The organism is Candidatus Cyanaurora vandensis (genome assembly GCF_013285555.1).
GTDB classification, from domain to species: Bacteria; Cyanobacteriota; Cyanobacteriia; order Gloeobacterales; family Anthocerotibacteraceae; genus Cyanaurora; species Cyanaurora vandensis.
Map to the genome: position 1 here is coordinate 1 of NZ_JAAXLT010000138.1, position 24,670 is coordinate 24,670.

Sequence of the window (24,670 nt, forward strand, 5' to 3'; positions counted from 1 at the left end):
ACTCTAAATGGACAGGGAGGGCAGGTAAGACTGGTTCGCCAGCACAGCCCGTTGAGCTGTCAAGAATCACCGCTCCTTCAGGACGGTGAGTATGTCAACTAGGAAGTTAACAAGTATTGGCAGTCGTCGAGTTTAGTAAAACTCACAGGCTTGAGGGCAGCTCACGGCTCTGCGTAAGTCCTGTAAATCACAAAAAAACCAGCCTCGGGAATTTGATGCCTTAAGCTAGTGAACATAATTACACTAGGGCGGCTCGAACCCGTCTGGAGCTAACACAATTTCTCTAACTGGCGGTGGGCCAAACCTTCATCTAAGGCCTGGACCACTAGGGGTAAAGCTGATACTATCGATGGCGAAAAACCCGCTTGGGTCAACAGAAAAGCACTGCTGAAGATAGCGGCTCGTCTGAGGGGGGTGGGCTCACCCCGCAGCGTAGCCAGCGTTAAGTCGCGGTGACGAATAAGATCCTGTCCATCCCCCACCAGCGCGTAATCATCATCAGCCCACCCGTAATCGGCCGCAAGTAACCGGAATTCCTGAGGGGTGGTCATGCCTTGTGCCCAACGACAACCCAGATTGGGATGGAAGAGCGTACAGTTAACCGAACCCTGGACCCCGCGCACCATGGCAAAAGCTGGCATCCCCCGTAATTCAGCCGTTGCTATCGCAAAAGTAATCGTCTCGCGGTGCGTGTAACCCATCACTGGAAAACCCGCTTTGACTGGGTTCCAGAGGAGCTCGGCGGTGGCGAGGGGGGGGCGTTTACCCAGTTCAGCACGGAGGGTTTGTAAATGGTATGCCTCCGGGAAGTGGGCGGGTAGATAAACCCAACCCAACCCTGTTGCCCGGTACTGGTCCGCCAGCGTCGCCCGGTCCCGCATCAGGTCCACACCCAGACTCGCCAGGATATCAAAGCTCGTCAGCCCGTGCTTGGGCGGCATGTCATGACTGCCATGCAGCACTATCCCCTGTCCCAGACTGCTACAGATGAGCGCCGACAAGGGCGTGACAATCCCCAACCGTTCCTGACCGTCGTAGGGACTGCTGAGGACTAGGGGCGCGGGGCTGTCGGCGGGCGGGGTAAAAGGTCGTGCCAATAGGTCAAAGGCATCTAGGATACCCGCTAGCTCCAAAGCAGTCGGACGCTTAATGCGGTGAGCGATTAAAAAAGCCCCCATCTGGGCCGGAGTCGCCTCCTGATTGAGGAGCATCACCGTCGCCCGACAAGCCTCTTCACGGGTCAGGTCCCGCCCGGTCAACCGCCCGGAACCAATTTTTTTGACAAATTCTCGAAAGACGACACTCATCCGGGAACCCGTTGGGCCAAGGCGTACCGTTGCACCCACGCGCTGTAGGCCGCCGGTAGTTGTTCACGGACTAACCGGGCGAAGGCCGCTACCACCGGGACTTGGTAATTATCTTTGTGACAGACCAGTTCCACGCGGCGGGTGAGCTTGGGACCCGTGGGATGGATCAGCACGAGATCCGGGGGTAAGTTCTGGACGGCGGAGAGGGGCAACAGGGCAATCCCCACCTCTTGCCGGACCATCTCTTTAAAAGCTTCTAGGGTATTGAGTTCGACGGCAATATCCAAAGGCCGCCCCACCTGCCGAAACTGCTGAATTAAGGCCGTCCGCATGGCATAGCCCTCCCGGAAAACCACCTGGGGATACTGGGCGACCTCTGCCAGACTCGGGCTCCCCAGGGTCAGGGGATGGCGGGCGGGGACCAAGGCGACGAGTTCTTCTTCATAGAGTAGCGTACTCACTAATTCCGGCGAGTGGACCGGACCCATAATCACGGCCAGATCCACTAGACGGTCCAAGAGGACTTTGATAATGCGCTCCGAACCCAAAGAAGTCAGCCGCAACTGAATCTGGGGATGGTCTTGACGAAAACGGGCGAGTAGGGCGGGCAATAAATAGGTATTTACCGAGTGCAACCCAGCAATACAGACCTCACCCACATCTGGGCGCAAGAGTTCTTGGACGGCAATACGGGCCTGTTCGAGTTCTCGGGAGGCGCGACGGGCATGGGGTAAAAAGCATTCACCCAAGCGCGTCAAGGTGGCTTTGCGGCCCCGCCGATTAAACAAAGGCCCCCCCAGCTCTGCTTCCAGGGCCATGATCTGTTTACTCAAACCGGGTTGGGAGATATGACACTGCTCCGCCGCTAACCGGAAGTTGGCTAAGTTGTGGAGCGCGAGGAAGTATTGCAACTGTTTAGCATCCACCGCGTATCCTGCCTGCCATTGAGCTTGGTCTACTGAAAATAGCCCTTCTCTTGCCTGCTAAGTGTATCTGAAGTTACTTTGGCTAGTTTTAGTTCACGGCCCTCCACTAATAGTGCAACCCCCCGCCCATACGCTACACTCAGCAAAAGAACGCAATAGGACCGATGCGGCGCAGGTATTTCTGTCAGGTTACCGGGGTGGCCTTGGGAGCGGCTCAGTTCCCAGCACGGGCGGCAGCGACCCTGCGCCCGGTGATTCCGCTGGGTTTGGTTGGTTCCTTTGCCGAGAACTGGTTGAACCAGGGACCTTTACTCCAGACGATTGAATATAGTCTGTCGTTTTTGGGACGCAAATCTTCCCGCCGCGACTACCCGGCCTGTGGTCTGACCCACGCCCAAGTGACGGACTGTCTCCGATTCTTTCGGCAACAGTTGGTCATCAGTAGCAGTGCGTTGGAGTTTGAACTGCGCGTCTGGCATTACTTTGATTTTTATCAGTCCGTGGGTAAGACCGGGACCGGGGATGTTTTATTCACGGGTTACTACGAACCTGTTTTCACAGGTAGTCTCACCCCCACCGAACGATTTTTGTATCCCCTCTACCGCTTGCCCCCGGACTTGGTGCTCGATAGCCGGGGTACTTGCTTGGGACGGCGCACCGCCACGGGCCTGACCCCCTACCCCACCCGGCAAGAGATTGAGGAAACCCAACTCCTCAAGGGTTTGGAACTGGTCTGGTTAGAGAATTCCTTCGATGCCTACTTGGTCCAGATCCAAGGCTCAGCGCGGATTGTGCTGGAGGACGGGCGGCTATTAGGCGTGGGTTATGCCGGGAAAACCGACCGCCCTTACCAGAGTCTCGGCAAAGCTTTGATACAGCAGGGCCGTCTACAACCGGGCGAAGTCACCCTACCTGTACTGAGACGGTACTTCCAGGCGTACCCCGAGGAATTACGCTCTTCTCTCTACGTCAATCAGAGCTATGTCTTTTTCAAGGAAACCTCCCTCACGGGGCCGGGACCCACGGGGAGTATTGGTGTCCCCTTGATTGCCATGCACGCCATCGCCACCGACCGCAAGCTGTTTCCACGGGGAGCTTTAGCCTTGGTGGATGTGCCCGTCCCGCTCTTGGGACTACCGGAAACCCGTACCCTGAGTCGGTTTGTCTGTAATCAAGACACCGGGGGCGCAATTACGGGACCGGGCCGGGTAGACCTGTTTATTGGCAGTGGACCGGAGGCGGAAGACATCGCCGGACGGATGAAGAACCTTGGTAGCCTGTACTTCCCCATCCTCAAACCCAACCCCAGTCCGTTCAACCCCGACGCACGACCCATGCGCCCTTCCAGCATCCCAGAAACGTTCTAGCCTAAGTGGATTAACGGAGGTAAAAATCTACATTTGGGTAGTAGGTTAATTTTGAACATTGTCCCATACTAATTATTTTTAGGAGTTGAACGATGCGTATTTCGCCTGTTGTCCTGACTGGGACGCTACTGATTCTCTTGACTGCTTGCGGTGGCGGTGCTAACGAGACCCGTGAACAGAGTACCACCAGTCCCCCCAATGTCACTGAAGCTCCCGTCACCACAAGTCCCGGCAACACCACCGAGGGAACCACTGCCCCCGTCCAGCCTAACGCACCCCCTGTGGCAAGTACCGGAACCGCACCTTCTAGCCCCGTTGCCACCGACACCATCGAGGTCAAGATGGGGACGGATAACGGTCAACTCAAATACGAGCCCGCCAATATCACCGTGCGTCCCGGTACAAAAATTCGTTGGGTCATGAATAAAGCCGGTCCCCATAACGTCGTCTTCGTCGCCGACGGCTCCCCGGACCCCGCCTCCGCCCAAACGATGGACCAAAAGAAACTCCTGAGTAAGGCGGGGGATTTTTATGTCACCACCGTCCCCACCGCCCAACCCGGCAAGTACAGTTTCTACTGCACGCCCCACCGCTCTGCTGGGATGGTCGGCACGTTAACTATGGTCGGAACCGCCACTACCGCTCCACAACAGTAAGGCCCTACCCCCCACATCTTGTGGGGCGGGTGGTACAATGCGGCTGTGAACACCCAGCCCTATCGCTCGCTAGAGCGCAACCACTGGTTTAAGTTAATCCTGGGGGCAAGCTTTCAGCATCTGCCAGCCGTCGAGTCACTTGCATTAATTTGGAGTCTAGCCGGGGTAGATTGCGTAGATACCTGCGCGGACCCGGCAGTCGTCCAAGCCGTAGAGCGGGGATTTTCCCAAGCTCAGCAGCTAGCGATGGATTGGGGCCGGGAATGGCACAGGCCCTGGGTGATGGTTTCCCTCAATGACGGGGAGGACCCGCATTTTCGTAAAGCTTATTTCCCATCAGCACTCTGTCCTCCGACTTGTCCCCGGCCTTGTATCCCGGTCTGCCCGGTCCAGGCCATTGACCGAGCGGGTGTATCCGCCGCCCGCTGTTACGGTTGTGGTCGTTGTCAACCTGTCTGTCCTTTGGGTCTCATTGAATTTGCTACAACCCAGGCCGACCCAGTGCAGTTGAGTGAATTGCTTGCACCCTGCGGGGTTGACGCGCTGGAGATCCACACCCATGTCGGGAATGGTGCAGGATTCACTCGATTATGGACGGGACTTGGAGACTGGTTGACTGGTCTCAAACTAATCTCGATCAGTTTTCCCGATGAACCCGGTCTCTGGGAGCATTTGCAAGCAATTAGCCAACTTATTCAGCAAAGTACCTTGCCAGTTAGGGCCAAAACCCATATTATTTGGCAAACTGATGGTATACCCATGAGTGGGGACCAGGGGGCCAGCCGTGCAAAAGCTTCTATCTACCTCGCCAAAAAAGTTCTGTCCTGGGATTTACCGGGCTTTGTCCAGTTAGCGGGCGGGACTAACCAACACAGTGCAACCCTAGCGCGGGCTGAACACCTTGCGATTGCGGGGATTGCCTACGGGTCCTATGCCCGTAAACTAAGCCAGGAATTTTTCACAGATTTGGATGCGGGGATGACCCCATCACAGTTAGCTCAAGCTGTACAAACAGCCGGGGCCTTGGTCGCACACACCAAAGAGGAGCAGCACAATGGGCAATGTAGCCATGTTGGCGGATGAGGCACTGTTGGCGAACCGGACACGGGTAACCGATGACCTGAGCCAATTGTTGGAGATGCTCCCCGAACGGGTCCGCGTCGCCCTCAAAGACCATCCCCAACTCGATGACCTAGTGGAAGTCGTCCTCGATCTAGGCCGCCAACCCGAGGGCCGCTTCCCCCACGGAGCCGAGTATTTGGGTGAAGAAGTCGTCACTGCCGAAGAGATTGAGTACGCCGTGGGCCGCGTTGGAGAGTTCTCCGGGGATAACCGGGCCGGGATTGAACGCACCCTGCACCGCATCAGCGCGATCCGTAACCGTCACAACCGGATTATCGGGCTTACCTGCCGGGTCGGACGGGCGATTTTTGGGACGATCACGATGATCCAAGACCTCGTGGAGTCGGGGCAATCCATCTTGATGTTGGGCCGTCCGGGGGTGGGTAAGACCACGGCTCTGAGGGAAATTGCGCGGGTCTTAGCCGATGACTTGGGTAAGCGGGTGGTGGTGATTGATACTTCCAACGAGATTGCCGGGGACGGCGACATCCCCCACCCTGCCATTGGTCGCGCCCGCCGGATGCAGGTGGCCCGCCCAGAACTCCAACACCAGGTCATGATCGAGGCGGTCGAGAACCACATGCCCGAAGTGATCATTATTGATGAGATCGGCACGGAACTAGAGGCAATTGCGGCGCGGACCATTGCCGAGCGCGGGGTCATGCTCGTCGGGACCGCCCACGGCAATCAATTAGTAAACCTGATCAAGAACCCGACCCTCTCGGACCTAATCGGCGGCATTCAGTCCGTCACCTTGGGCGATGATGAGGCCCGTCGCCGGGGTAGTCAGAAGTCGATTCTGGAACGCAAGGCCCCGCCTACGTTCCAAGTCGCGATTGAGATGCAGGACCGTTACCGTTGGGTCGTCCATGAGGATGTGGCGGCGGGGGTGGACCTGATCCTGCGCGACCGTCAGCCCATGCCCCAGGTACGGACGGTGAGCGAATCCGGCAAGGTAGTCATCACCCGTGAACTGCCCGATGCGGACTGGAAACCGACGGTAGTTGCCCGTCGCGCTGTCCCGGTCCAGGCCGTGCCGAGCTTGACCGTGGGCAGCCGTTGGCAGGACAAGAGCTTCATGGAAGCCGCTGTTGCCGCCCCCATCTCCGCCATGGATTTGGCCTTGAGTGGAGACAGTACGACCCTGAACATCTATCCCTACGGCGTCTCGCGCAACGATCTAGAGCAGGTCATCCGCCACTACAGTTTCCCGGTCCATCTGACCAAGGACATTGATGATGCGGATGTAGTCTTAGCCCTGCGGACTCATCTACGGGACAAAGCCAAAATTTCCGCCGTGGCCCAAAACCGCCAAATCCCGATCCACACGGTCAAGGCTAATACTTTCCCCTACCTGACCCGTGCCCTACGCCGCATGCTCCAGATTGATGAGCCCTCCGGCGGCGAAAACCTCGACCTCAATATGCTGTTGAGTGGCGACTCTGAGGATGAACTTGAAGCCCTCGAAGAAGCCCGTCTCGCCGTGGAACAAATCGTCATCGGTAAAGGCCAAACCGCCGAACTCCTGCCGCGCTCTCCGAGTATCCGCCGGATGCAACACGAACTCATCGAGCACTATCAACTGCGCTCCAAGAGTTTCGGCGATGAACCCAACCGGCGGCTCAGGATTTACCCCGAGCGGGCTTAAACAAACCCATACCGTAAGTTCACCTCCATGGGTTGCTGCTCAAGGGTCAAGACCGCGACTCGCTCGTACTTAGTCGCGGTCAGATGGACAATCCCAATCGGGGTATGGGGTAAGTAGGGCTCCACCAAGCATGCCCGGTCCGGGTCCCAGCGCGGGAAGCCCCAATGACAGGTCCAGTTGCACCAAGCTGGCAACATCTCAGTCTGTTTGAATAGACCGTGTTTATAGACCGCCCAATTGAGGGCTAATTGCTCCGAGAGATGGGAGGCGTTGCGCTGTAAGCCCATCTGGAGACAGTCCGCCCAGACTTGCCAATGGGGGGCATCCCGGTGCAGGGCGATGGCCCCGGTGTTGAGCATCGGGTAACTCCACAGTTGTTGAGCCACCTGCTCACCGAAGTCAGCTTGGTACCAGTCGTAGGTGATCTGCCATTCATAAAACATCCCGCCATACTGCAACGTACTCCCCCGGTCAATCTGGGGCACGATCGCGAGGCCGCGCAGCTTTGCGCCTTGCGCCAATAACGCCACCGCTGACCAGTCCTGTACCCAAGCATCTGCATCAATCCACAGATAGGTCTGGTAGCCAGGGAAATACTCTGGCAAGTGGGGCCGGGCATAGGACCCCTTGAGATAGCTAGGGATTTGGTCCTGTTGTGGGAAGGGGAACCGCCATTCGGGTTGCACGATGACATCTACCCAGTCGGCTAACCAAGCCAACTGGTCTGGGGTACAGCCGAGGTCCAAGAAGCCCAGGGCGACGCCCCGGCCCTGGGGTTTATCGCGGATCGAACGGATGGTCCCCTGGACTAATCCAAAGAAGGGAGCATCGGCCCCCGTTACGATCATCACGACTCGCGAAAGCGTAGGCTCTGGGTCACGGGCTGGCCCTCAATCGTCAAGAGTTCCACCTGGTCATATTTCTCGGTGGTTAGATGGACGACACCCAGGGGAGTGTGGGGTAGGTAGGGTTCCACCAGACACATCCGGTTGGGGTCCCAGCGCGGGAAGCCCCAATGACAGGTCCAGTTACACCAGCCCGGCAACATCTCGGTTTGGTCAAACAAGGAACTATAGACGGCCCGGTTGAGCGCCAGTTGCTCCGTCATCACCGAGGCTTGGGCTACATCTGTTAGCTGCTGGAGGGCTTCAGCCAAGCTATCGGCCCACAGCCCCCAATGGGGAGTATTGGCCCTCAGCGCGAAAACCCCGGTATTGAGCATGGGATGGGTCCACAGTTTTTGGGCGACTTGCTCCCCGTAGGCTGCTTTATACCACCGGAAGGCCAAATTCCAGTAACCAAACAGGCCCCCATACTGGATCTCACTCCCCCGGTCCACCTCCGGCATAATGGCAAGGCCCCGCAGGGCCGCTCCCGCTAAAAACAACTCAATCCCCCGCCAGTCCTGGACCCAAGCATCCGCGTCAATCCAGAGATAGGTCTCATAACCAGGGAAAAACCGGGGTAAAAACGGTTTCCCCCAAATGCCCTTGAGGTAGGCCGGGACCTGTTCACGGAGAGCGAAGGTCAACTGCCAAGTGGGTCGGCGGATGATATCGACTTGTTCTTGTAACCACGCCAACTGCGTCGGGGTACAGCCTAAATCTAAAAAACCTAGCGTTGCTTTCGCCCCCTCTGGTTTACTCCGTAGGGAACGGACTGTACCTTGGACGAGGGAAAAATAACTAGCATCGGCACCAGTGATAATAATTGTAGACATGGGCAGAAGCACCGGGCGCAATCCACAGTTTACCAGACGCGGTGTAAAGCTCTGTCTTTAGGCGTATTCACGCGCTCTGGGGGTAGGATGCGCTATCAAGAACTTCGGCCTGGACCTGTTGTTCAAGACAGTTGACTTCTCCAGCAAAATTCGCAACCGGGGCATCCTGAGCATCCCGGCCTAGGGCGAGGAGCACCGTAGTGTCAGGCTGGGATAACCCGGTGGGGTCGAGGCGGACCCATTCTCCTTCGACAAATAGTTCACAGCAGGCATGGAAGTCCGGCGGCTGCAAGGCCGGGGCATAGAGTGAGACATAGCGAGCCGGCATGTCAAGGGCACGGGCTAGGGCAATAGTGGTGTGGGCGAAATCCCGGCAGACGCCTGCTTTCTGAAGCAAGGTATCAGTGGCGGTGGTCTCCCAGGTGCTACTGCCCGGTGTGTAGGTCAGGTACTGGCAGACCCATTCGTTCAGCCGATAGGCAAGGTCTAAATTCACAGGTCGTCCGCCAAAAAGTTCTTGCGCCAGAGAACGGACCTGGAGCGGACAACAGTAACGGCTGGGCTCTAGGTAGGCCGTAGGGAAGGCCATGGGTCCTAGGCCTGTGCTCGGCGGTTGGAGTTGAACGGTAGCTTTGTAATTGACTTCTACAATACCAGGGGGCAGATGTAGGTAGAGATAGCGATTGCCCCAGGGGTCTTGGCCCTCGCGCTGATTCACGGATTGAGACAGGTGCAGAGCTTCCTGGAGGACGCGCTGATGGGCGTTGTGGGCGGGTAGGATAAACAACCAAACGGGGGTCAGGTCTTTTGCCTCGTAGACCAGACGGCAGGAAGCCTGGATATGCATGGGTGGTAGGAAGCTCTGTTTTCATTATCCCTAACCCAGCTAGATTCAGCATCATCCCAGAAGCTTCAGACCCTACTTAGGGACTAGCAAATATAGGTGTGAATCGCAAACATAGTAGTCACGAATTTATCAGGTGCGGCTGGCTTCCTGGGTGCGTTGGTAGTGGGCACTGGCTTCGGGAGCATAGGTGGCGATGAGTTCTTCCACCCGCTGCATCGTTAGAGTTTCGGGCGGGACGGGCAGGTTCTTTAGGTGTTGGCAGCCCTGCTCCAGGCGGTCCGGGGTCCCCGTGAGACCGATGAAGTCCACCAGACGGGTCAACCACGGCTCCGGGTCCTGGAGCAGGTTCTCGTAGGTGAGATGAAAAACTGTCGCCGTCGGACTAAAGACTTCTTGATGGAGCGATTTGGTCAACAGCCCATAATAAGAGGCCATTACCCGTTCGCTCAGGGGCCGTTTGGCGATAAAGGGCACTTCTTGAATATCTTGCGCGGCCTGGATAAAAGCAGGCAAGACTTGCTGGGGTGCACGGGCAATATGGATAAACCGGGTAGTGGGGAATAAATAGCTGAAAAGCCGGGGGGTCAAAGAAGCCGCCGGGATCTTCCCCAGGAACGTATTGACCGGACGGCCCCGCCGCTGCCAAGTGAAGACCGACTTCTGGACCGCTTCTTGGAACTTGTGGACGTGGTAACTATTAAGGAACGCGGCGGGCTGCTGTTCACGAATCCGCCCGTTGAGTTGCTGGATGTAGGAGGAGAGTTCGGTGTGGTGCCCCAAGGAAACCGCCTCCGGGCCGCTCAAGATATCCATCGCTGCTACGAGCCCATGTTTACCTTGAATCAGCGGGTGATTACACATCGCCAGGAATTCATGGACCCCCTCATCGGGTGCATCCACCCCCAAGTTGAGGCCGCCCAAAGTCTCGCTCAAGTATTCACTAACGAAATAGTGGTCCACCACGCTCAGTTGCCCGACGCTGAAATAGGCAATCTCTGGATATTGGCACAACCACTCGTAGAGCAGGGTCGTCCCACTCTGGGGCACGCCCAGGATATAGACGGGTTGGAAGTTAGTGGGCGGACGGTAAGACCAAGCTTTTTCTAGATCGCGCTCGCGGTCATCCAGCCAGCCGCCGGGGATGGGGTTTTGTTGTAAACCATAGCTCAGCACCGCCGAGATCATCGTCGCCGCCACTGTCGCCATCTGCCCTCTCCCGCGCTGTATTTAGGTTATAGCCTACAGGCTCACAGTCCCCACCGCCTCTGGGCCTGGGCAAGGGAACCGTCTAGCTGCCATTGGGTCAACCGTTCATTGACCCACACGCGGAGGTCCTGATGAGCAATCCCCTTGGGCAGTCCGATGGCGAGGACATAGCCGTTGAGCGGGGCCGGGAGCAGACGCAGACTAGGGTTTTCCCTTTGCCAGCCCACAAGCACCGTGTTATCTGCTGAGACCGCCTGTACTATGCCTTGTTCTAAAAGTTCACGGGCACGGGCATAACTGGACACCGTGACGACCACAGCCTTGGGCAACCATCGCTTGAGTCCCACCACCGAACTCGATCCCGCTAAGACTGCCACCCGCGCCGTTACCAAATCACCCAGCGTCTGGGCTGGATCATTCCGTTGAACTAACAAGGCTTGATAAGGACGGTAATAACCGACGGAGAAATCAACGACTCGCGCCCGTTGTGCCGTCACACTCAGGTTCCCAATCACAAAATCCACTGCACCGGTAGCAACTGCCGTCAGCCGCTCACTGGTCCGCAATTCCTGCAATACAACCGGTCTTGGTCCCAATTCAGTGCCAAACCGTCGCGCTAACTCCACCTCAAGACCCTGAAGCCGACCCGTTTCATCCCGAAAAGCCAGGGGGTACCCACTCAAGTAAACCCCTACGACCAGCCCCCGCTCCTGCACTTCAGTCAGCGGACGTGCCCCCACCGGGAGCAGCAAGCTCAACAGAAAACCCCGCCGTAATATCATTCCCCCACGTCCTACCGACTGGGGGAATGAGACAGAGGACATACCCTAGGGATTTTTAGCGACAGTGACCACAGCGGCGAAAACCGAGGGGTCCACCAGAGCCAATTGCGCCAACATCTTGCGGTTGAGCAGGACATTAGCTTTGTTCAAGCCATCAATGAGACGGCTGTAGGACAGTCCTTCCTGACGCGCCGCTGCGTTGAGGCGGGTAATCCAGAGGGAACGAAAATCACGCTTACGTTCGCGGCGGTGGCGATAGCTATAGCGCAAAGCCTTCATTACCTGCTGGTTCGCCGGACGGAAAAGTCGGGAATGGGACCCGACGAAGCCCTTGGCGAGTTTCAGGATTTTATTGCGTCGTTTGCGGGCGACGTTACCCCGTTTTACGCGGACCATGGCTAACTTCCTTTAAGGTTTGTGCCGGAGTGCCTTGGGATAGGGGCACTGGCGCAGGGCTTTGTACAGATCTGAGTCATTGACTTCCACTGTCTTAGCTAGGGAACGCAGGCGACTGGCGCCCTTGTGCTCCAACAGGTGGTTCTTGCCCGCCCGCTTACGCCGGAGCTTCCCAGAACCCGTCAGGTCGTAACGCTTCGCCGCTGAGCGGTTGGTCTTCATCTTGGGCATGGGTTTAACAAATTACCACAGTCTCCCATAATACCGGAAAGATGCTAATTCTGGGTAGGGCAACCCTTGACCGCTAACTTTAACCAAGGAATGCTATATTTTTAGATTGTGGAAACATAAGGAAAGGCCATGGCCCGCAAGATCACCGCTAAAGTCAAGCTCGCCCTCAATGCGGGCAAGGCCAACCCCGCCCCGCCCGTCGGTCCAGCCTTGGGTCAACACGGGGTCAACATCATGATGTTCTGTAAGGAATACAACGCCAAGACCGCTGACCAAGTGGGCATGGTCATCCCGGTGGAGATCACCATCTTCGATGACCGCAGCTTCTCAATTGTCCTCAAAACCCCCCCGGCCTCGGTCTTGCTCTGTAAAGCAGCGGGTGTTGAGCGCGGTTCGGCTAAACCTAAAACTGAGCGAGTGGGCACGATTACCCGTGAGCAGTTGCGCGAGATTACGGTCACTAAGATGCCCGACTTGAACGCCGTGGACATTGAGGCCGGGATGAATATTATCGCCGGGACCGCCCGGAACATGGGCATTGCCATCACGGACTAAGCCGTTCCTCAGTTCAGTTGTGCCCCTAGTCTTGGCTGGGGGTGTTTTTATGATTATTTTTGAGTTGCTTGCGTAGATGTAACCCGATAGCTTAAGGGTCGCTCAAATCTGCCATAGCCGAATTTTGCCATCACTGTGCGTGGTGGCAAGGACGGGCTCTAGCGGATGTAGGACAAAGGTGCGGATGGCACTGGGGGGAATAGTGGTAGGCGTTTGGAGCTGGAAGCTATCCCCCGCTTTGACCCAAAACTGCCAAAAGGGTTCTAGCCCAAAGGTCAATATTAAGAGCGGTTGTTGGGTCGAAAAACGGAGCCCCGTCACCACTGGACCCGCCCCACTGAGGAGATGTTCTTTACTGCCTTGCCAGTTCCAGAGCGTCAGGGCACCCTGGACATCGGTACAGGCAAGGGCACCCTGCGGGCTAAAAGTAAGGTTTTTGATGGCTTGTTGGTAGTTGTTGCGGATACCCAGGACCTCTCCGGTGCGGGTATGGGCAACTTTGACTTTGCCATCGCGCCGGACGATCGCCAAGTATTCCCCCTGTAGACTCAAGGCGAGGGTCTGGGTCCCGCTTTTGGCCGGCTCGAAACGCTGACCTGGTTTACCCGTTGTACTATCCCAGACTTGGACATCCTGATTGGAGTTGAGGCTGACCCAGGTCTGACCATCACCACTGAGGGCACCTTGGTAGCTCCCAGTTTCGTCCGGGTTTGCCGCACAGATGGGGGCAGTCTGTCCGGTATTCATTTGCCAGAGGTTGAGTCCGCCTTGGCTCGTCCCCATCCAGAGTCCTTGACCATCGGGGGTGAAACTAAGGACATTGACCTGTTTCTCAGACAGGGTAAAAAGCTTACGGGCATTAGCGGGTTCCCAGAAACGGACGTGCTCCTGGGAACAGGAGACCAATAAGCGTCCATCGGGGCTAAAGGCTAGAGCTTGGATCGGGGTGCGGTGGCCCTCGAGGGTCTCCAGCAGTTGAATAGGGCGTTTCGTTAACTGGGGCGGGGCGGTGGCAGCGATGGTAGGCCCAGGCTCACGCTGGAGACCCCGGACAAAGACGACCGCCGAGGCGGGGCGTTGACCCGACGGGAGAGCCAAACCCTGAAAAACAGCCCGCTCCAGAGTCGAGGACACCAACTTATTAAAAGTACGGGTGGACTCAAGGGGATGGCCCTTGAGTCGCTCGGGAGCCGGAGTGGGGATTTGGGCGGTGAGGAGGTTGTAGGCCACGGCGGCGAGGCCGTAGATATCCACGGTCGGGCCATAGTTGGCTTGGTAGGCGTAGAGTTCTGGGGGAGAGAAGCCGTGGCTGACGACGGAGAATTCGTCGCTCATCTCCTCCTGGGTTGGTTGCATGGAGCCAAAATCAATCAAGACCGCCCGTTTTTCATCGACTAGGATGTTCTCAGATTTGACATCCCGGTGGACTAGGCCGTGGCGGTGGAGCATTTCTAGGGCCAAGCCCACCTGCGCCAAAAAACGTAACGCTTCTGGGGGAGCTAAGGGACCCCGCGCCTTGAGGTAGGCACTCAAGGTCCGGCCCCGCACCAGTTCCATCACCATGTAGGCGGTTTCATTCTCCTCGAAACAGTCGTAGACCTTGACGATGTTGGGATGGTCCAGCGGTAAGAGTAGCCGCACCTCCGCCAAAAATTGTTCACGGATACGCTCGAACCAGGCTTTGCGTCCGGCGGGCCAAATCGGGGTGTTGTCAGTTTGGCGAGCAGAACCCCGGGGAAAGAGTTCTTTAATCGCCAAGGGTTGACCATCTTGACGGAAAGCTTGATAGGTGATGCCAAACCCGCCCTCCCCTAGGACCCGCTCTAGCCGGTAATAGCCCTGTTGCAGGAGGGTACCGGGCGGGAGGCTATACAACAACTGCTGAAGCGGCGTATGGCACTCACTGCAATGGGTCAAATTATCCGGGTTAGCACTGCCGCAAGTCGCACAGTTTAGGGGCATTGTCCACGCTTGGCTCTTAGTGAAGAGTACCCCTCCCGACCGCCCCGCCGCCCCATCCGTGGGGAACCAAGGCACAAGAGATCCCCCTAAATCCCTCTTTTCAAGGGGGGCTAGGGGGGATCGCCTTGGGCAACGCCGACCGCGACGGGGTAGAGTAAAACTAACTTTTGCACCCAGCCATGGAACTCCAGGAACAACGTCGGATCAGTGGGAGTGGCCCGAAGAGCTTAATACTGGCGGTCATCGTCTTGTTCCTGTTGGGTGGGCTGATTGCCCGTCTGTCCTATCTGCAACTCTGGGAAGGTCCCGTCTACCGCGAACGGGCTGAGAAGAACCGGATTCGTCCCTGGTACCGCGCCCCGGTGCGGGGTGAACTCCAGGACCGTAAGGGACGGGTCCTCGCCAGTCGCCGTCAGGTCTATGCTCTCTACCTCGAACCCGCCGACAATGCTAAGGCCGATTGGCCCCGAGTCCTCACTACTCTCTCGCCCCATGTTGGACTGTCGGTTGCCGAGATGCAAAAACTCCTAGACCGCGCTGGCTACCGCTCGGCCTTCCCGGTCCGTATCCGCCAGGACCTCGACCCCAAACTCATTACCTTTATTAAAGAGAACCAAGCCCAGTTCCCCGGCGTGGAAGTCGTGGTAGATACCGTCCGCCACTACCCCTACGGACCCATCGCCGCTCATATCATCGGCTACACGGGCGAAATCTCCGAAAAAGAACTGGCTCGCCGCAAAGAGGCCGGTCAGAACTACCGTCCCGGCGACCTCGTGGGCAAAAATGGTGTGGAGCGGCTCTTTGAGGAAGAACTCCACGGTGAGGGCGGCGGCGAGTTGCGGGAGGTCAATGCGGCGGGTCAGAAGATCCGCGACCTCGGTAAGATCGAGCCCAAACCCGGCAAGACTATCACCCTGACCCTGGATATCGAACTCCAAAAAGTTGCCGAGAATGCCTTGGGCACTCGCCGGGGAGCCGTGGTCGTCGTGGATGTCCGCACTGGCGAAATCCTCGTCATGGCAAGCCACCCCGGTTTTGACCCCAACTTATTCTCACGGCCTATCACCCGGACGGAGTGGCAGGCCATCCAGGGGCTAGATCACCCTTTCTTAAATCGGGCCGTGCGTCCCTACGCCCCCGCCAGTACCTTCAAAATTGTCGTGACTGCCGCCGCCCTCGAATCGGGCCTTTACCGCGCCGATACCCGCCTGGGCACCTACGGGTCCTACCGGGTCGGTAGTCGGTCTTTTGGGGAACACAACCACCGGGGCTGGGGGGTAATTGGCTTTGAGCGGGCCTTGACCGTCAGTGCCGATACTTTCTTTTATCAGGTGGGCTTGAAGCTGGGTCCTGAACGGATTGCCGAGATGAGCCGCCGTTTCGGGTTTGGAACCCGTACTGCTTTGGAATTGCCCTCCGAATCACCGGGCTTGGCCCCTGATGAAGCCTGGAAAAAACGGGTCTACCGCGACCGTTGGCGGGCTGGGGATACGGCAAATTACGCGATTGGACAGGGCTATTCTCTAGTCACCCCCCTCCAAAACGCGCTGATGATGGCGGCGATTGCCAATGGCGGCGACCTCGTGGCCCCCCGGCTTAAAAAAGGCGAACCCGTAGCGCGTCGTCCCCTCGGTCTGAGTCCCCAGACGCTCGCGGTCATCCGCCGGGGCAGCCGGGGCGTCACTCTCCCTGGCGGGACTGCTTACCGTGCCCTCGGCGGCGCAAGCCAAGTGCCAAATGCGGGCAAGACCGGGACGGCTGAGGATGCCAACAGTAGCCGTACCAACGCTGTCTTTGTCGGTTACGCCCCCTTCGACAAACCAGAGATTGCTGTATCGGTGTTGGTGGAGCAGGGAGGGCATGGCGGGAGTGACGCCGCCCCCATCGCCGCCCAGATCTACGGTCTATATTTCGCGAAGAAACCATAAAATCTTTTACCCTATTGTGCCGTAGGCTAAAAAGTGTAGAATATGTCATTGAAACGCTTGACTCAAGAGGGTTTCAGCCATCTTGATGCCAAGTTTTACAAGTTTCGTCCACCCGATGTATGAGGAGAGCCCGGTGAACAAAGGTGAGTTGGTAGATGCGGTAGCTAAAAAGACAGAAAAGACCAAAAAAGACGTCGACCAGATCATTTCGGCAGCTTTAGAGACCATCATGGAGACGGTTTCTGAGAACCAGAAAGTAACCCTGGTTGGTTTTGGTTCCTTCGAGCCGCGTGAACGGCAGGAGCGCGAAGGCCGCAATCCCCAAACTGGGGAGAAAATGACTATTAAGGCCTCTAAGGTACCCGCCTTCTCCGCTGGTAAGTCCTTCAAGGAGTTGGTGGAGTCCACGATATCCTCCTAAAATGGTTGGGACAGTCGCCGGGAAGACCATGGACGTTCAAGTGATGCGCGAGAATTTCACCCAGGTTCGTGCTAAGCGTCAATTACTGGTGGATCTACTAGCCCGCCCAGACCTGTCGGAGTCCCTATTGACGGATGTGCGTCAGGCTCTAGAGGAACTGGACGAACTAGGAATGGAGTTTGATAAGACTTTTGTTGACCGCTAGGCTAGAAGGAATTGGGTCTGTCAATAATTAACTCGGGGCCTCTGGCAAGGCCCTTTTTTAGTTGGGAGTAATGTACAACTCAATCCTGCCTTCAAGTTTCACATTAGTTAGGCATTGCTCCAGCAGAAGTCTAGGTTGAGTCTTTTGATTCAACCTCTGGGCCAGTAGAGGAGCACCGCCACGCCGACGAGAGCCAACCCAGCACCAAGGATGTCAAAGCGGTCAGGGATAACTTGATCCACCTGCCAACCCCACCACAAGCTCAGCACCACAAACACGCCCCCATAGGCAGCATAAACACGACCAAAATTCAGGCCCGCTGGTTGCAATGTGGGTAACACCCCATACAAAACCAGTAAGAGTGCGCCCAAGAGTCCCCACCAGAGACTTTTGCCCTCCCGTAACCACTGCCACACCAAGTAACCGCCACCAATCTCAGCCAGTCCTGCCAGCAAGAAGTACAGGAGCGATTGGACCACTTGCCACGGTTGCATCCTCGCTACCCCGCTCACTTCTTCATAAGAGTAACGAAGACGACCAGCTCCCGCTGCCATTTTCTTAGTCTGTCTAATCATCACGTGTTATTTTCACGGCAACTAGGCGGTGCCGTTCTCGGTGCGCTGAGCTTGAGCAGAGATTTTCTCGGGGGCCTAACCTTGACATCAGTTTTCAGACCTGTAAAGTAAGGGGGGTTGAGAAACCCGCAAAGACACCCGTTACCTACTGGCCTTCGGTGCTACCGTCACTTGACGAGAAAAGAAAGTCAGTACATCACCTAATTCGCGGAGCCGACCATGTGTTCATCCGGTAATTTGTTAAAGACACTCTACCCAGCAGATAAACAAAGGTTCTCCGCTCCTGTCATTTTCCAGTTTTTTGCGCTCCTACTTTTGGTGTTGAGTCCGCTAAATCTGAATGCTGCTAAGGCACAGACCCTGACTAATCTGGTGAACTTCGAGAGTCCCCCTGGAGTTTTTCCCAATGCTAGCCTGATACAGGGCAGTGACGGCAATTTCTACGGCACTACCTACTATGGTGGTAGTTCTGGCGGAGGCACGGTATTTCGGATGACCCCCGCTGGCACCCTTACCACCTTGGTTGACTTTAATGAAACTAATGGAGCTAATCCCTCCGCCGAATTAATCCAGGGCAATGACGGCAATTTCTACGGCACAACTCAGTACGGTGGCAGTTCAACCGGCAGTTCAACCGCTTGCTATTTTGGCTGTGGCACGATATTTCGGATGACCTCCGCTGGCACCCTTACCACCTTGGTTGACTTTAATGAAACCAATGGAGCTAATCCCTCCGCCGAATTAATCCAAGGCAGTGACGGCAACTTCTATGGAACGACTACTTATGGTGGTAGTTCTAATGGTGGCACAGTGTTTCGGATGACCCCCACGGGCACTCTCACCACCCTGGTTAACTTTGACTACACCAATGGAGCCTATCCTGATGCTGGCTTAATACAGGGCAGTGACGGGAATTTCTACGGCACCACTTACTTCGGGGGTAGTTTTGACTATGGCACGGTGTTTCGCATGACCCCGAGCGGTACTCTTACAACCCTGATTAATTTTGACGGTGCGAATGGAAGCGAACCCTCCGCTGGGCTGGTCCAAGGCAGCGACGGTAGCTTCTATGGCACAACCACCATAGGGGGCACTTTGGGCGGGGGCACGGTGTTTCGTCTCGATGGCGTGGTTACGCCCACCATCACCAACTTCACCTCCACTCGCGCCAACTTCGGAGCCACCGTTGTCCTCACAGGCACCAACTTCACCGGAGCCACCGCCCTCACCTTTAATGGTGTAGCTGCTAGCTTTACCGTCAATTCCGCAACCCAGATTACGGCTACTGTCCCACCAGGAGCGACTTCAGGACCCATCCAAGTCACCACATCAGCAGGGGTGGCAACCACCGGCACGTTCTTGGTCAATCCCGTCGCTGTTCGCACCCCCGGCTGGCAACAGGCAGGCACCGGAGACCTCAATAATGATGGTCAGCTCGATGTGCTCTGGCGCAACTACACCACCGGGGCCAACCGCGTCTGGTTCATGAATGGCACCACCTACACCGGGCAAGCGGACCTACTCACTGTCACCGACCCCACTTGGCAGTTAGTGGGTGCAGCGGACTTCACCAACGATGGTCAACCGGACCTGCTCTGGCGCAACTCCAGCACCGGACAAAACGCCATCTGGCAGATGAACGGCACGGCCTACGTTGCCTCCTTCGACATCGGTGTTGTTGGCGATACGAATTGGCAACTAGCAGGTATTGGGGACATGACCAAGGATGGACAGGCCGACTTGGTGTGGCGCAATTACAGCACCGGGGAGGTGTACCTGTGGCAGATGAACGGCTACACCTACCAGCAAGCGTTGTTCATCGGTAATGTGGCGGACCCCTACTGGCAGATGGTGGGTACGGGGGACCTCACCAACGATGGACGGCCCGACCTGCTCTGGCGGTACTGGGGCGCGGGGTTAGGTGCGGGGGAGGCATACCTGTGGCAAATGGACGGCTACACCTACCAGCAAGCGTTCTTCGTCGGGCTGGTGGCAGACCTGACCTACCAGTTGACGGGGGTGGGCGAGTTCACCAGGGATGGTCAAGCAGACCTGTTGTGGAGTAACCATCAGAGCGGTGAGAACTACTTCTGGCAGATGAACGGGTACACCTACGAGAACGCGCTACTCCTGGGAGCCACGCCCAGCGACTAGTTAACGCTTGGGGGGACCGTCCTGGTCCCCCCCAACATCAGGGCTAGAACACTCTACTTGAGGACCATACTGTGTGTGCTGATGACCCTTTTGTACTAGTGGAAATGGTACGAAGTTGATAACTTGTATTGCCTCTTAGTGTGTCGTTAAACTTCGCGTGTTACCTTCACGGCAACCTTGGGGGCAAACGATGGTACTTTCACGGCGCGGGTTTTTTACACGGGCGGGACTTTTGGGGGCGGCGGCGGTCGCGCCACTCCAGGCCTTTCATCAGCGGTCAGCTTTGGGACTTCCGGTGCTGGGAGTGGGCTATGGGGCCTTGGTCCCGGACCCAGCGGGACGCTTGGACCTGCCCTTGGGCTTTCAATATACGGTGTTTTCACAGACCGGGCAGCGCATGAGTGATGGTAACTCGGTTCCGGCGGCCCACGATGGCATGGCGGCTTTTGTCGGGCCACGGGGGACGACGATTTTAATTCGCAACCATGAACTATCCGCGCCCTTACCGGGTGTGATTGTGCCCCCAGATAAATTTTATGACCCGCGCTCTAAGGGGGGAACGACCACCTTGGTCGTGAACCGTAATCGGCAACTAGTGGCGCACTTTGCTTCTCTTGGCGGGACTAATCGTAACTGTGCCGGCGGGGCGACCCCCTGGGGTTCCTGGATCAGTTGTGAAGAAGATACGTCTAACCCTGGTCTTTTTGCCGATCAGCGGCACGGCTACAACTTTGAGGTCTCCGCCATGGCCCGTGGCCCGGTAGACCCGGTGCCCCTCATCGCCATGGGCCGCTTCAACCATGAGGGGGTGGCGGTGGATAGTCAGACGGGAATTGTCTATCAGACCGAGGACCAAGGGGATAGTCTGTTTTATCGTTTCCGCCCGACCCAGGCGGGGAATCTGGCGGCGGGGGGCATCCTGGAATGCCTGCGTATCCCGACGATGCCCCAAGTTAATACCCGGACGGGCTTCCCGGTAGGCGTGCCGATGGCGGTGGACTGGGTGCGGATTGAGGAGCCTAACCCGGCCCAGGATACCGTGCGGGCGGAGGGTTTCGCCAAAGGTGCAGCCCAATTTAGCCGGGGTGAGGGTATTGCCTACGCCAAGGGTGAGGTCTATTTTTGTTGTACCAGTGGGGGCAGTGCGGGTTTAGGTCAGGTCTGGCGTTACTTGCCGGGTGCGGACGCGAGCCAGGGGGGGACGATTGAGCTATTTATTGAACCCAATAACCCCAGCCTCCTCGATAGCCCCGACAACCTGACGATTGCGCCCTTTGGCGATTTGTTCGTGTGTGAAGACGGCAGTGGCACCCAGTACGTAGTCGGGATAACCCCGGAAGGTGAACTTTACCAATTCGCCCGTAATGCTCTCAACAACTTCGAGTTTGCCGGGGCGACCTTCTCCCCTGACGGTCAAACGCTTTTCCTCAATATCCAGACTCCCGGTCTGACCTTTGCTATCTGGGGTCCCTGGTAACTGGATTTAATGCGCTCACCAGAGCCTCGACTAGATGCACGGCTTCTCGCCCGGTGCCGTGGGCAATCTGCTGACGACAGGAAACGCCGTCTGCTACGAGAAGACTCTCTGTTCCGGCCCGCTCGATGGCTGGGAAAAGACGCTGGTTAGCAATTTTTAGCGAGAGTTGATAGTGTTCCTGTTCATAGCCGAAGGACCCTGCCATCCCGCAACAACCTGAATTTATCTCTTGGGCGGGATAGGCTAAGCGCAACAACTCCAGGGTGGGTTTGGTGCCGACGAGAGCTTTTTGGTGACAATGACCGTGCATCCAGACGGCTTGAGTTTGGGGGATGAAGGGCAAGTCCAGCTCCCCGGCCTGATGTAACTGGTAGAGGAATTCATCAATAGTAAAACTCTGCTGGGCGAGATCTTTAGCCTGGGGTACGAGGTCCGGGTATTCATCACGCAGGGTCAGGATGCAACTAGGTTCACAGCCGAGGATGGGGATACCTCGGGCCGCGTAGGGCGTGAGTCGGGCCACGTTTGCGCGGGCGAGGGCTTGGGCTTCCTTGAGTAAGCCTTTGGAGATGAAGGGCCGTCCGCAACACTGGTGTTTCGCTAGGACCACTTCATACCCCAATCGCTCCAGGAGTTCTGTCGCGGCCCGTCCAATCGCGGGCTGGTTGTACTCCATGTAGGTGTCCTGGAAGAGGACGACTTTACCCCGCGTCATGGGACCCCGCCGCCGATGCCCCCGAAACCAGGTACTAAATCGCTCACGGGTGAATTCTGGTAAATCCCGCTCCGGCGCAAACCCCAAGAGCCGCTTCCCCCAATTGCCAAAAACGCCCCGCATCAACCAGTTAGAAACCGGAGCCGTGGCTGAGCCGAGCCGATTAACTAGGGCAATATTCCCCACCACCCGGTCCCGCAGGGGCGTCCCATGGGCCGCGTGATAATGGCTCAAAAACTCCGACTTCAACTTCGCCATATTCACCCCGGACGGGCACTCGGTCTGACAGGATTTACAGGACAGACAGAGATCCAAGGCATCGTAAAGTTCAGGACTGGTGAAGGTAAGTTCAGTCTGTCCTGCCAACACTGCCCGCAAGGCGTTCGCCCGTCCCCGGGTCGAGTGTTTTTCCTCCAGGGTCGCCTGAAAAGAGGGACACATCGTCCCGTCTTGTTTACGACAGTTCCCATTGCCGTTACACATTTCCACGGCTCGGGCCAGCCCCAGTTCCCGCCGAAAATCAAAGGTGGTCTCCATGGTCTGGGTTTGGTAGTCTGGGCCGTAGCGTAAACTCTGGTCCGGGGGCGGGCAGTCCACCACCTTGCCGGGATTCATCCGATTCTCAAAATCAAAGGCTTGCTTAATTTCCTGGAATGCACCGTACAACGCATCGCCAAACATCTTTTGGTTAAGCCAACCGCGCACCAAACCGTCCCCATGCTCCCCGCTCATTGCCCCCCCGAAACTCAGGGTCAGGTCACTGATGGCCTCTAGCATGGAGCGCATCCGTTGGATGTCGCCGCCGTCTTTCATATTTAGGGCAGGGCGGATATGGAGACAGCCCACGGAGGCATGACCGTAATAACCCGCCGTCGTGCCGTGGTCCGCAATAATCCGCTGAAACTCCCGCACAAACTCCGGCAACCGCGCCACAGGTACCGCCGGGTCCTCCACAAAAGCGACGGGTTTGCGTTCGTCGCGGACACTCATCAACATCCCTAACCCGGCCTTGCGGACACTCCAGACATCGGCTTGACCCGCCGCGTCCAGGACCGGGGTACAGACTCGCCCCCGGGTCAAATCCCGCAACCGCGCCTCTGCCCCGGCTCCTTGGAACTCCACCACTAAAACTGCGGCGGGGTCTCCCTGCAAAAAACCGACCCGGTCTTTGAAGGCTTGGCTACGCGCCGCCGGAGCTAAAATATCGTGCCCGACCAACTCTACCGCGCTGGGTTGGAGTTCAAGGATTTCATTGACGGCATCAATGGCTTGGTTTAACTCGGCAAAATGGACTACCCCCAGCACGGTCTTTTCCGGTACCGGGATCAAGCGGACTTTGAGGGCGGTAATAATTCCCAAACTGCCCTCAGACCCAACCAAGAGCTTTGTCAGATTAAACCGTTGGTCTGTTAATGGTAAAGGCGATAGTTCCGGGAACTCGGGCAATAGGGCATCAAGATTGTAACCGCTGACTCGGCGGAGGATCTGGGGATAACGCTCCAGAATGGCGGTGCGCTGTTGGGCAATTAAGTGGGGGATTTTACGGTAAAGTTGGCTCTCTAAACTGCTCCCCTTAGCCCGTTGCTGGATCATTTCCGGTGAGACTGGCTCAAAGTGGGCGACGGAACCATCGCTGAGGACGACCCGGCATTCAAGGATATGGTCAATCGTCTTACCGTGAATAATCGAGCGGGGTCCGGCTGAATTATTGGCTGCCATCCCGCCTAGGGTTGCCCGACTAGAAGTCGCGGTCTCCGGTGCGAAAAATAAACCCTGGGGCCTGAGTTGCTGTTTGAATACGTCCTGGATTACGCCCGGCTCTACCCAGGCCCAGCCTTGTTCGGCATTGACTTCGAGGACCCGGTGCATATATTTGGCAAAATCGAGGACTACGGCCTCACCTACCGCTTGCCCTGAAACACTGGTTCCGCCGCCACGGGCGAGGACGGGGAGTTTGGCTTGACGGGTCAGCTTGACGGTTGTTACCACATCGGCTTCATCTTGGGGGATGACCACACCGAGGGGCATAATTTGGTAGAAGCTGGCATCGGTACTATACAGAACCCGGTCCAGCTCAGCAAAACGGACCTCCCCGCGCACCTGACCCGCCAAGTCCTGTACAAATGTTTTCACGGTATAACCGAGTGAGACCTGATCTATGCTAACCGCTTAGGTCATCATCCGAGGCCTGGAGGTTTTGGGAGGAGGAGCTAGTGGTTCGCACTGCACTCAACAGCCCGTGAGGGTAGGAACCCGCCCGTACCACCCTCACACTCCCGCCGACCCTTGGGGGGCCGCGCACGGCCCCCCACATCCCCCCGTGCAACTAAAGCTCTTCATGAAGACGGGTAAGCAACTTATCCGGTTTAACTGCTAAGCTGACACGCATCTAACTTGCATTTATAGAATTACCTTTATTTTTAATCCTGCGACCCCAATCAATCTTGAGTTCTCCGCGATTAAGTAATCT

At 57.0% G+C, this 24,670-nt stretch carries 22 protein-coding genes; 10 read left to right on the forward strand and 12 right to left on the reverse strand.

Annotated elements, in window-relative coordinates; translation table 11 throughout:
- Positions 1 to 269: 269 nt before the first annotated feature.
- Together HFM78_RS09385 and HFM78_RS09390 are read right to left on the reverse strand one after the other, a co-directional pair.
- Positions 270 to 1,307 (reverse strand): hypothetical protein, encoded by a 1,038-nt coding sequence (locus HFM78_RS09385; RefSeq protein WP_287129181.1) that lies wholly within the window; start codon positions 1,305 to 1,307, stop codon positions 270 to 272.
- On the reverse strand, positions 1,304 to 2,233 hold the full coding sequence (locus HFM78_RS09390) for a LysR family transcriptional regulator (RefSeq protein WP_287129182.1): 930 nt from the start codon (positions 2,231 to 2,233) through the stop codon (positions 1,304 to 1,306). The genes HFM78_RS09385 and HFM78_RS09390 overlap by 4 nt, the downstream gene beginning before the upstream one ends.
- 164 nt (positions 2,234 to 2,397) lie before the next feature.
- Between HFM78_RS09390 and HFM78_RS09395 the strand changes: the two genes are divergently transcribed.
- From HFM78_RS09395 to HFM78_RS09410, 4 genes are all read left to right on the forward strand, one after another.
- Entirely contained in the window at positions 2,398 to 3,600 is a 1,203-nt protein-coding gene (locus tag HFM78_RS09395) for a murein transglycosylase A (RefSeq protein ID WP_287129183.1), read from the forward strand.
- A gap of 92 nt (positions 3,601 to 3,692) precedes the next feature.
- Positions 3,693 to 4,256 carry a plastocyanin gene (petE, locus tag HFM78_RS09400; RefSeq protein WP_287129184.1) on the forward strand — a complete coding sequence of 188 codons (564 nt, stop codon included), beginning with the start codon at positions 3,693 to 3,695 and terminating at the stop codon, positions 4,254 to 4,256.
- A gap of 45 nt (positions 4,257 to 4,301) precedes the next feature.
- The gene (locus HFM78_RS09405; protein WP_287129185.1) at positions 4,302 to 5,339 is read left to right on the forward strand and encodes an LdpA C-terminal domain-containing domain; all 1,038 of its coding nucleotides are present in this window, start codon (positions 4,302 to 4,304) and stop codon (positions 5,337 to 5,339) included.
- Positions 5,311 to 7,026, forward strand: coding sequence for a R3H domain-containing nucleic acid-binding protein (locus HFM78_RS09410; protein ID WP_287129186.1), 1,716 nt, complete (start codon positions 5,311 to 5,313; stop codon positions 7,024 to 7,026). Before HFM78_RS09405 ends, HFM78_RS09410 begins: the two co-directional genes overlap by 29 nt.
- Here HFM78_RS09410 and HFM78_RS09415 read toward each other — a convergent pair.
- The 7 genes from HFM78_RS09415 to rpmI all read right to left on the reverse strand — a co-directional run bounded on the left by HFM78_RS09415 (position 7,023) and on the right by rpmI (position 12,208).
- Positions 7,023 to 7,874: a hypothetical protein gene (locus HFM78_RS09415; RefSeq protein ID WP_287129187.1), complete on the reverse strand. Its 852-nt coding sequence runs from the start codon at positions 7,872 to 7,874 to the stop codon at positions 7,023 to 7,025. The two genes, HFM78_RS09410 and HFM78_RS09415, sit on opposite strands and share 4 nt — an antisense overlap.
- Positions 7,874 to 8,746 (reverse strand): hypothetical protein, encoded by an 873-nt coding sequence (locus tag HFM78_RS09420; RefSeq protein WP_287129188.1) that lies wholly within the window; start codon positions 8,744 to 8,746, stop codon positions 7,874 to 7,876. Before HFM78_RS09420 ends, HFM78_RS09415 begins: the two co-directional genes overlap by 1 nt.
- Positions 8,747 to 8,813: 67 nt before the next feature.
- Positions 8,814 to 9,593 carry a transglutaminase family protein gene (locus HFM78_RS09425; RefSeq protein WP_287129189.1) on the reverse strand — a complete coding sequence of 260 codons (780 nt, stop codon included), beginning with the start codon at positions 9,591 to 9,593 and terminating at the stop codon, positions 8,814 to 8,816.
- 129 nt (positions 9,594 to 9,722) lie between these two features.
- Entirely contained in the window at positions 9,723 to 10,799 is a 1,077-nt protein-coding gene (locus tag HFM78_RS09430; RefSeq protein ID WP_287129190.1) for a sulfotransferase, read from the reverse strand.
- 41 nt (positions 10,800 to 10,840) lie between these two features.
- Complete coding sequence (locus HFM78_RS09435) at positions 10,841 to 11,581, reverse strand: ABC transporter substrate-binding protein (protein WP_287129191.1); 741 nt, start codon at positions 11,579 to 11,581, stop codon at positions 10,841 to 10,843.
- Positions 11,582 to 11,626: 45 nt separating this feature from the next.
- The gene (rplT, locus tag HFM78_RS09440; protein WP_287129192.1) at positions 11,627 to 11,977 is read right to left on the reverse strand and encodes a 50S ribosomal protein L20; all 351 of its coding nucleotides are present in this window, start codon (positions 11,975 to 11,977) and stop codon (positions 11,627 to 11,629) included.
- 12 nt (positions 11,978 to 11,989) lie between these two features.
- A complete protein-coding gene (gene rpmI, locus HFM78_RS09445) occupies positions 11,990 to 12,208 on the reverse strand; it encodes a 50S ribosomal protein L35 (RefSeq protein ID WP_287129193.1) in 219 nt (72 codons plus the stop codon).
- Between the two features lie 129 nt (positions 12,209 to 12,337).
- On the opposite strand from rpmI, the gene rplK reads away from it, so the two are divergent.
- Positions 12,338 to 12,763: a 50S ribosomal protein L11 gene (gene rplK, locus HFM78_RS09450; protein ID WP_287129194.1), complete on the forward strand. Its 426-nt coding sequence runs from the start codon at positions 12,338 to 12,340 to the stop codon at positions 12,761 to 12,763.
- A gap of 102 nt (positions 12,764 to 12,865) precedes the next feature.
- Here the strand turns inward: rplK and HFM78_RS09455 are convergent, their stop codons facing one another.
- Positions 12,866 to 14,800 (reverse strand): WD40 repeat domain-containing serine/threonine protein kinase, encoded by a 1,935-nt coding sequence (locus tag HFM78_RS09455; RefSeq protein ID WP_287129195.1) that lies wholly within the window; start codon positions 14,798 to 14,800, stop codon positions 12,866 to 12,868.
- 104 nt (positions 14,801 to 14,904) lie between these two features.
- On the opposite strand from HFM78_RS09455, the gene mrdA reads away from it, so the two are divergent.
- The 3 genes from mrdA to HFM78_RS09470 all read left to right on the forward strand — a co-directional run bounded on the left by mrdA (position 14,905) and on the right by HFM78_RS09470 (position 17,279).
- Complete coding sequence (mrdA, locus tag HFM78_RS09460) at positions 14,905 to 16,653, forward strand: penicillin-binding protein 2 (protein WP_287129196.1); 1,749 nt, start codon at positions 14,905 to 14,907, stop codon at positions 16,651 to 16,653.
- 133 nt (positions 16,654 to 16,786) lie between these two features.
- A complete protein-coding gene (locus tag HFM78_RS09465; RefSeq protein ID WP_396033184.1) occupies positions 16,787 to 17,074 on the forward strand; it encodes an HU family DNA-binding protein in 288 nt (95 codons plus the stop codon).
- Between the two features lie 28 nt (positions 17,075 to 17,102).
- Complete coding sequence (locus HFM78_RS09470) at positions 17,103 to 17,279, forward strand: hypothetical protein (protein ID WP_287129197.1); 177 nt, start codon at positions 17,103 to 17,105, stop codon at positions 17,277 to 17,279.
- Positions 17,280 to 17,428: 149 nt separating this feature from the next.
- Here HFM78_RS09470 and HFM78_RS09475 read toward each other — a convergent pair whose 3' ends face one another.
- Positions 17,429 to 17,773: a YnfA family protein gene (locus HFM78_RS09475; RefSeq protein WP_287129198.1), complete on the reverse strand. Its 345-nt coding sequence runs from the start codon at positions 17,771 to 17,773 to the stop codon at positions 17,429 to 17,431.
- 399 nt (positions 17,774 to 18,172) lie between these two features.
- Here HFM78_RS09475 and HFM78_RS09480 point away from each other — a divergent pair, with 399 nt between their 5' ends.
- Positions 18,173 to 20,008: a choice-of-anchor tandem repeat GloVer-containing protein gene (locus HFM78_RS09480; RefSeq protein WP_287129199.1), complete on the forward strand. Its 1,836-nt coding sequence runs from the start codon at positions 18,173 to 18,175 to the stop codon at positions 20,006 to 20,008.
- 190 nt (positions 20,009 to 20,198) lie between these two features.
- Positions 20,199 to 21,485 carry an alkaline phosphatase PhoX gene (locus HFM78_RS09485; protein WP_287129200.1) on the forward strand — a complete coding sequence of 429 codons (1,287 nt, stop codon included), beginning with the start codon at positions 20,199 to 20,201 and terminating at the stop codon, positions 21,483 to 21,485.
- On the opposite strand, the gene HFM78_RS09490 is transcribed toward HFM78_RS09485, so the two are convergent.
- Positions 21,466 to 24,333: an FAD-binding and (Fe-S)-binding domain-containing protein gene (locus tag HFM78_RS09490; protein WP_287129201.1), complete on the reverse strand. Its 2,868-nt coding sequence runs from the start codon at positions 24,331 to 24,333 to the stop codon at positions 21,466 to 21,468. The genes HFM78_RS09485 and HFM78_RS09490 overlap by 20 nt on opposite strands.
- Positions 24,334 to 24,670: the final 337 nt, after the last annotated feature.

Coding starts and splice junctions, on each gene's coding strand:
- HFM78_RS09385 (WP_287129181.1), bottom strand. CDS start 1,307: ATGAGTGTCGTCTTTCGAGAATTTGTCAAAAAAATTGGTTCCGGGCGG.
- HFM78_RS09395 (WP_287129183.1), top strand. CDS start 2,398: ATGCGGCGCAGGTATTTCTGTCAGGTTACCGGGGTGGCCTTGGGAGCG.
- petE (WP_287129184.1), top strand. CDS start 3,693: ATGCGTATTTCGCCTGTTGTCCTGACTGGGACGCTACTGATTCTCTTG.
- HFM78_RS09410 (WP_287129186.1), top strand. CDS start 5,311: ATGGGCAATGTAGCCATGTTGGCGGATGAGGCACTGTTGGCGAACCGG.
- HFM78_RS09415 (WP_287129187.1), bottom strand. CDS start 7,874: ATGATCGTAACGGGGGCCGATGCTCCCTTCTTTGGATTAGTCCAGGGG.
- HFM78_RS09420 (WP_287129188.1), bottom strand. CDS start 8,746: ATGTCTACAATTATTATCACTGGTGCCGATGCTAGTTATTTTTCCCTC.
- HFM78_RS09425 (WP_287129189.1), bottom strand. CDS start 9,593: ATGCATATCCAGGCTTCCTGCCGTCTGGTCTACGAGGCAAAAGACCTG.
- HFM78_RS09430 (WP_287129190.1), bottom strand. CDS start 10,799: ATGGCGACAGTGGCGGCGACGATGATCTCGGCGGTGCTGAGCTATGGT.
- HFM78_RS09435 (WP_287129191.1), bottom strand. CDS start 11,581: ATGATATTACGGCGGGGTTTTCTGTTGAGCTTGCTGCTCCCGGTGGGG.
- rplT (WP_287129192.1), bottom strand. CDS start 11,977: ATGGTCCGCGTAAAACGGGGTAACGTCGCCCGCAAACGACGCAATAAA.
- rpmI (WP_287129193.1), bottom strand. CDS start 12,208: ATGCCCAAGATGAAGACCAACCGCTCAGCGGCGAAGCGTTACGACCTG.
- rplK (WP_287129194.1), top strand. CDS start 12,338: ATGGCCCGCAAGATCACCGCTAAAGTCAAGCTCGCCCTCAATGCGGGC.
- mrdA (WP_287129196.1), top strand. CDS start 14,905: ATGGAACTCCAGGAACAACGTCGGATCAGTGGGAGTGGCCCGAAGAGC.
- HFM78_RS09470 (WP_287129197.1), top strand. CDS start 17,103: ATGGACGTTCAAGTGATGCGCGAGAATTTCACCCAGGTTCGTGCTAAG.
- HFM78_RS09475 (WP_287129198.1), bottom strand. CDS start 17,773: ATGCAACCGTGGCAAGTGGTCCAATCGCTCCTGTACTTCTTGCTGGCA.
- HFM78_RS09485 (WP_287129200.1), top strand. CDS start 20,199: ATGGTACTTTCACGGCGCGGGTTTTTTACACGGGCGGGACTTTTGGGG.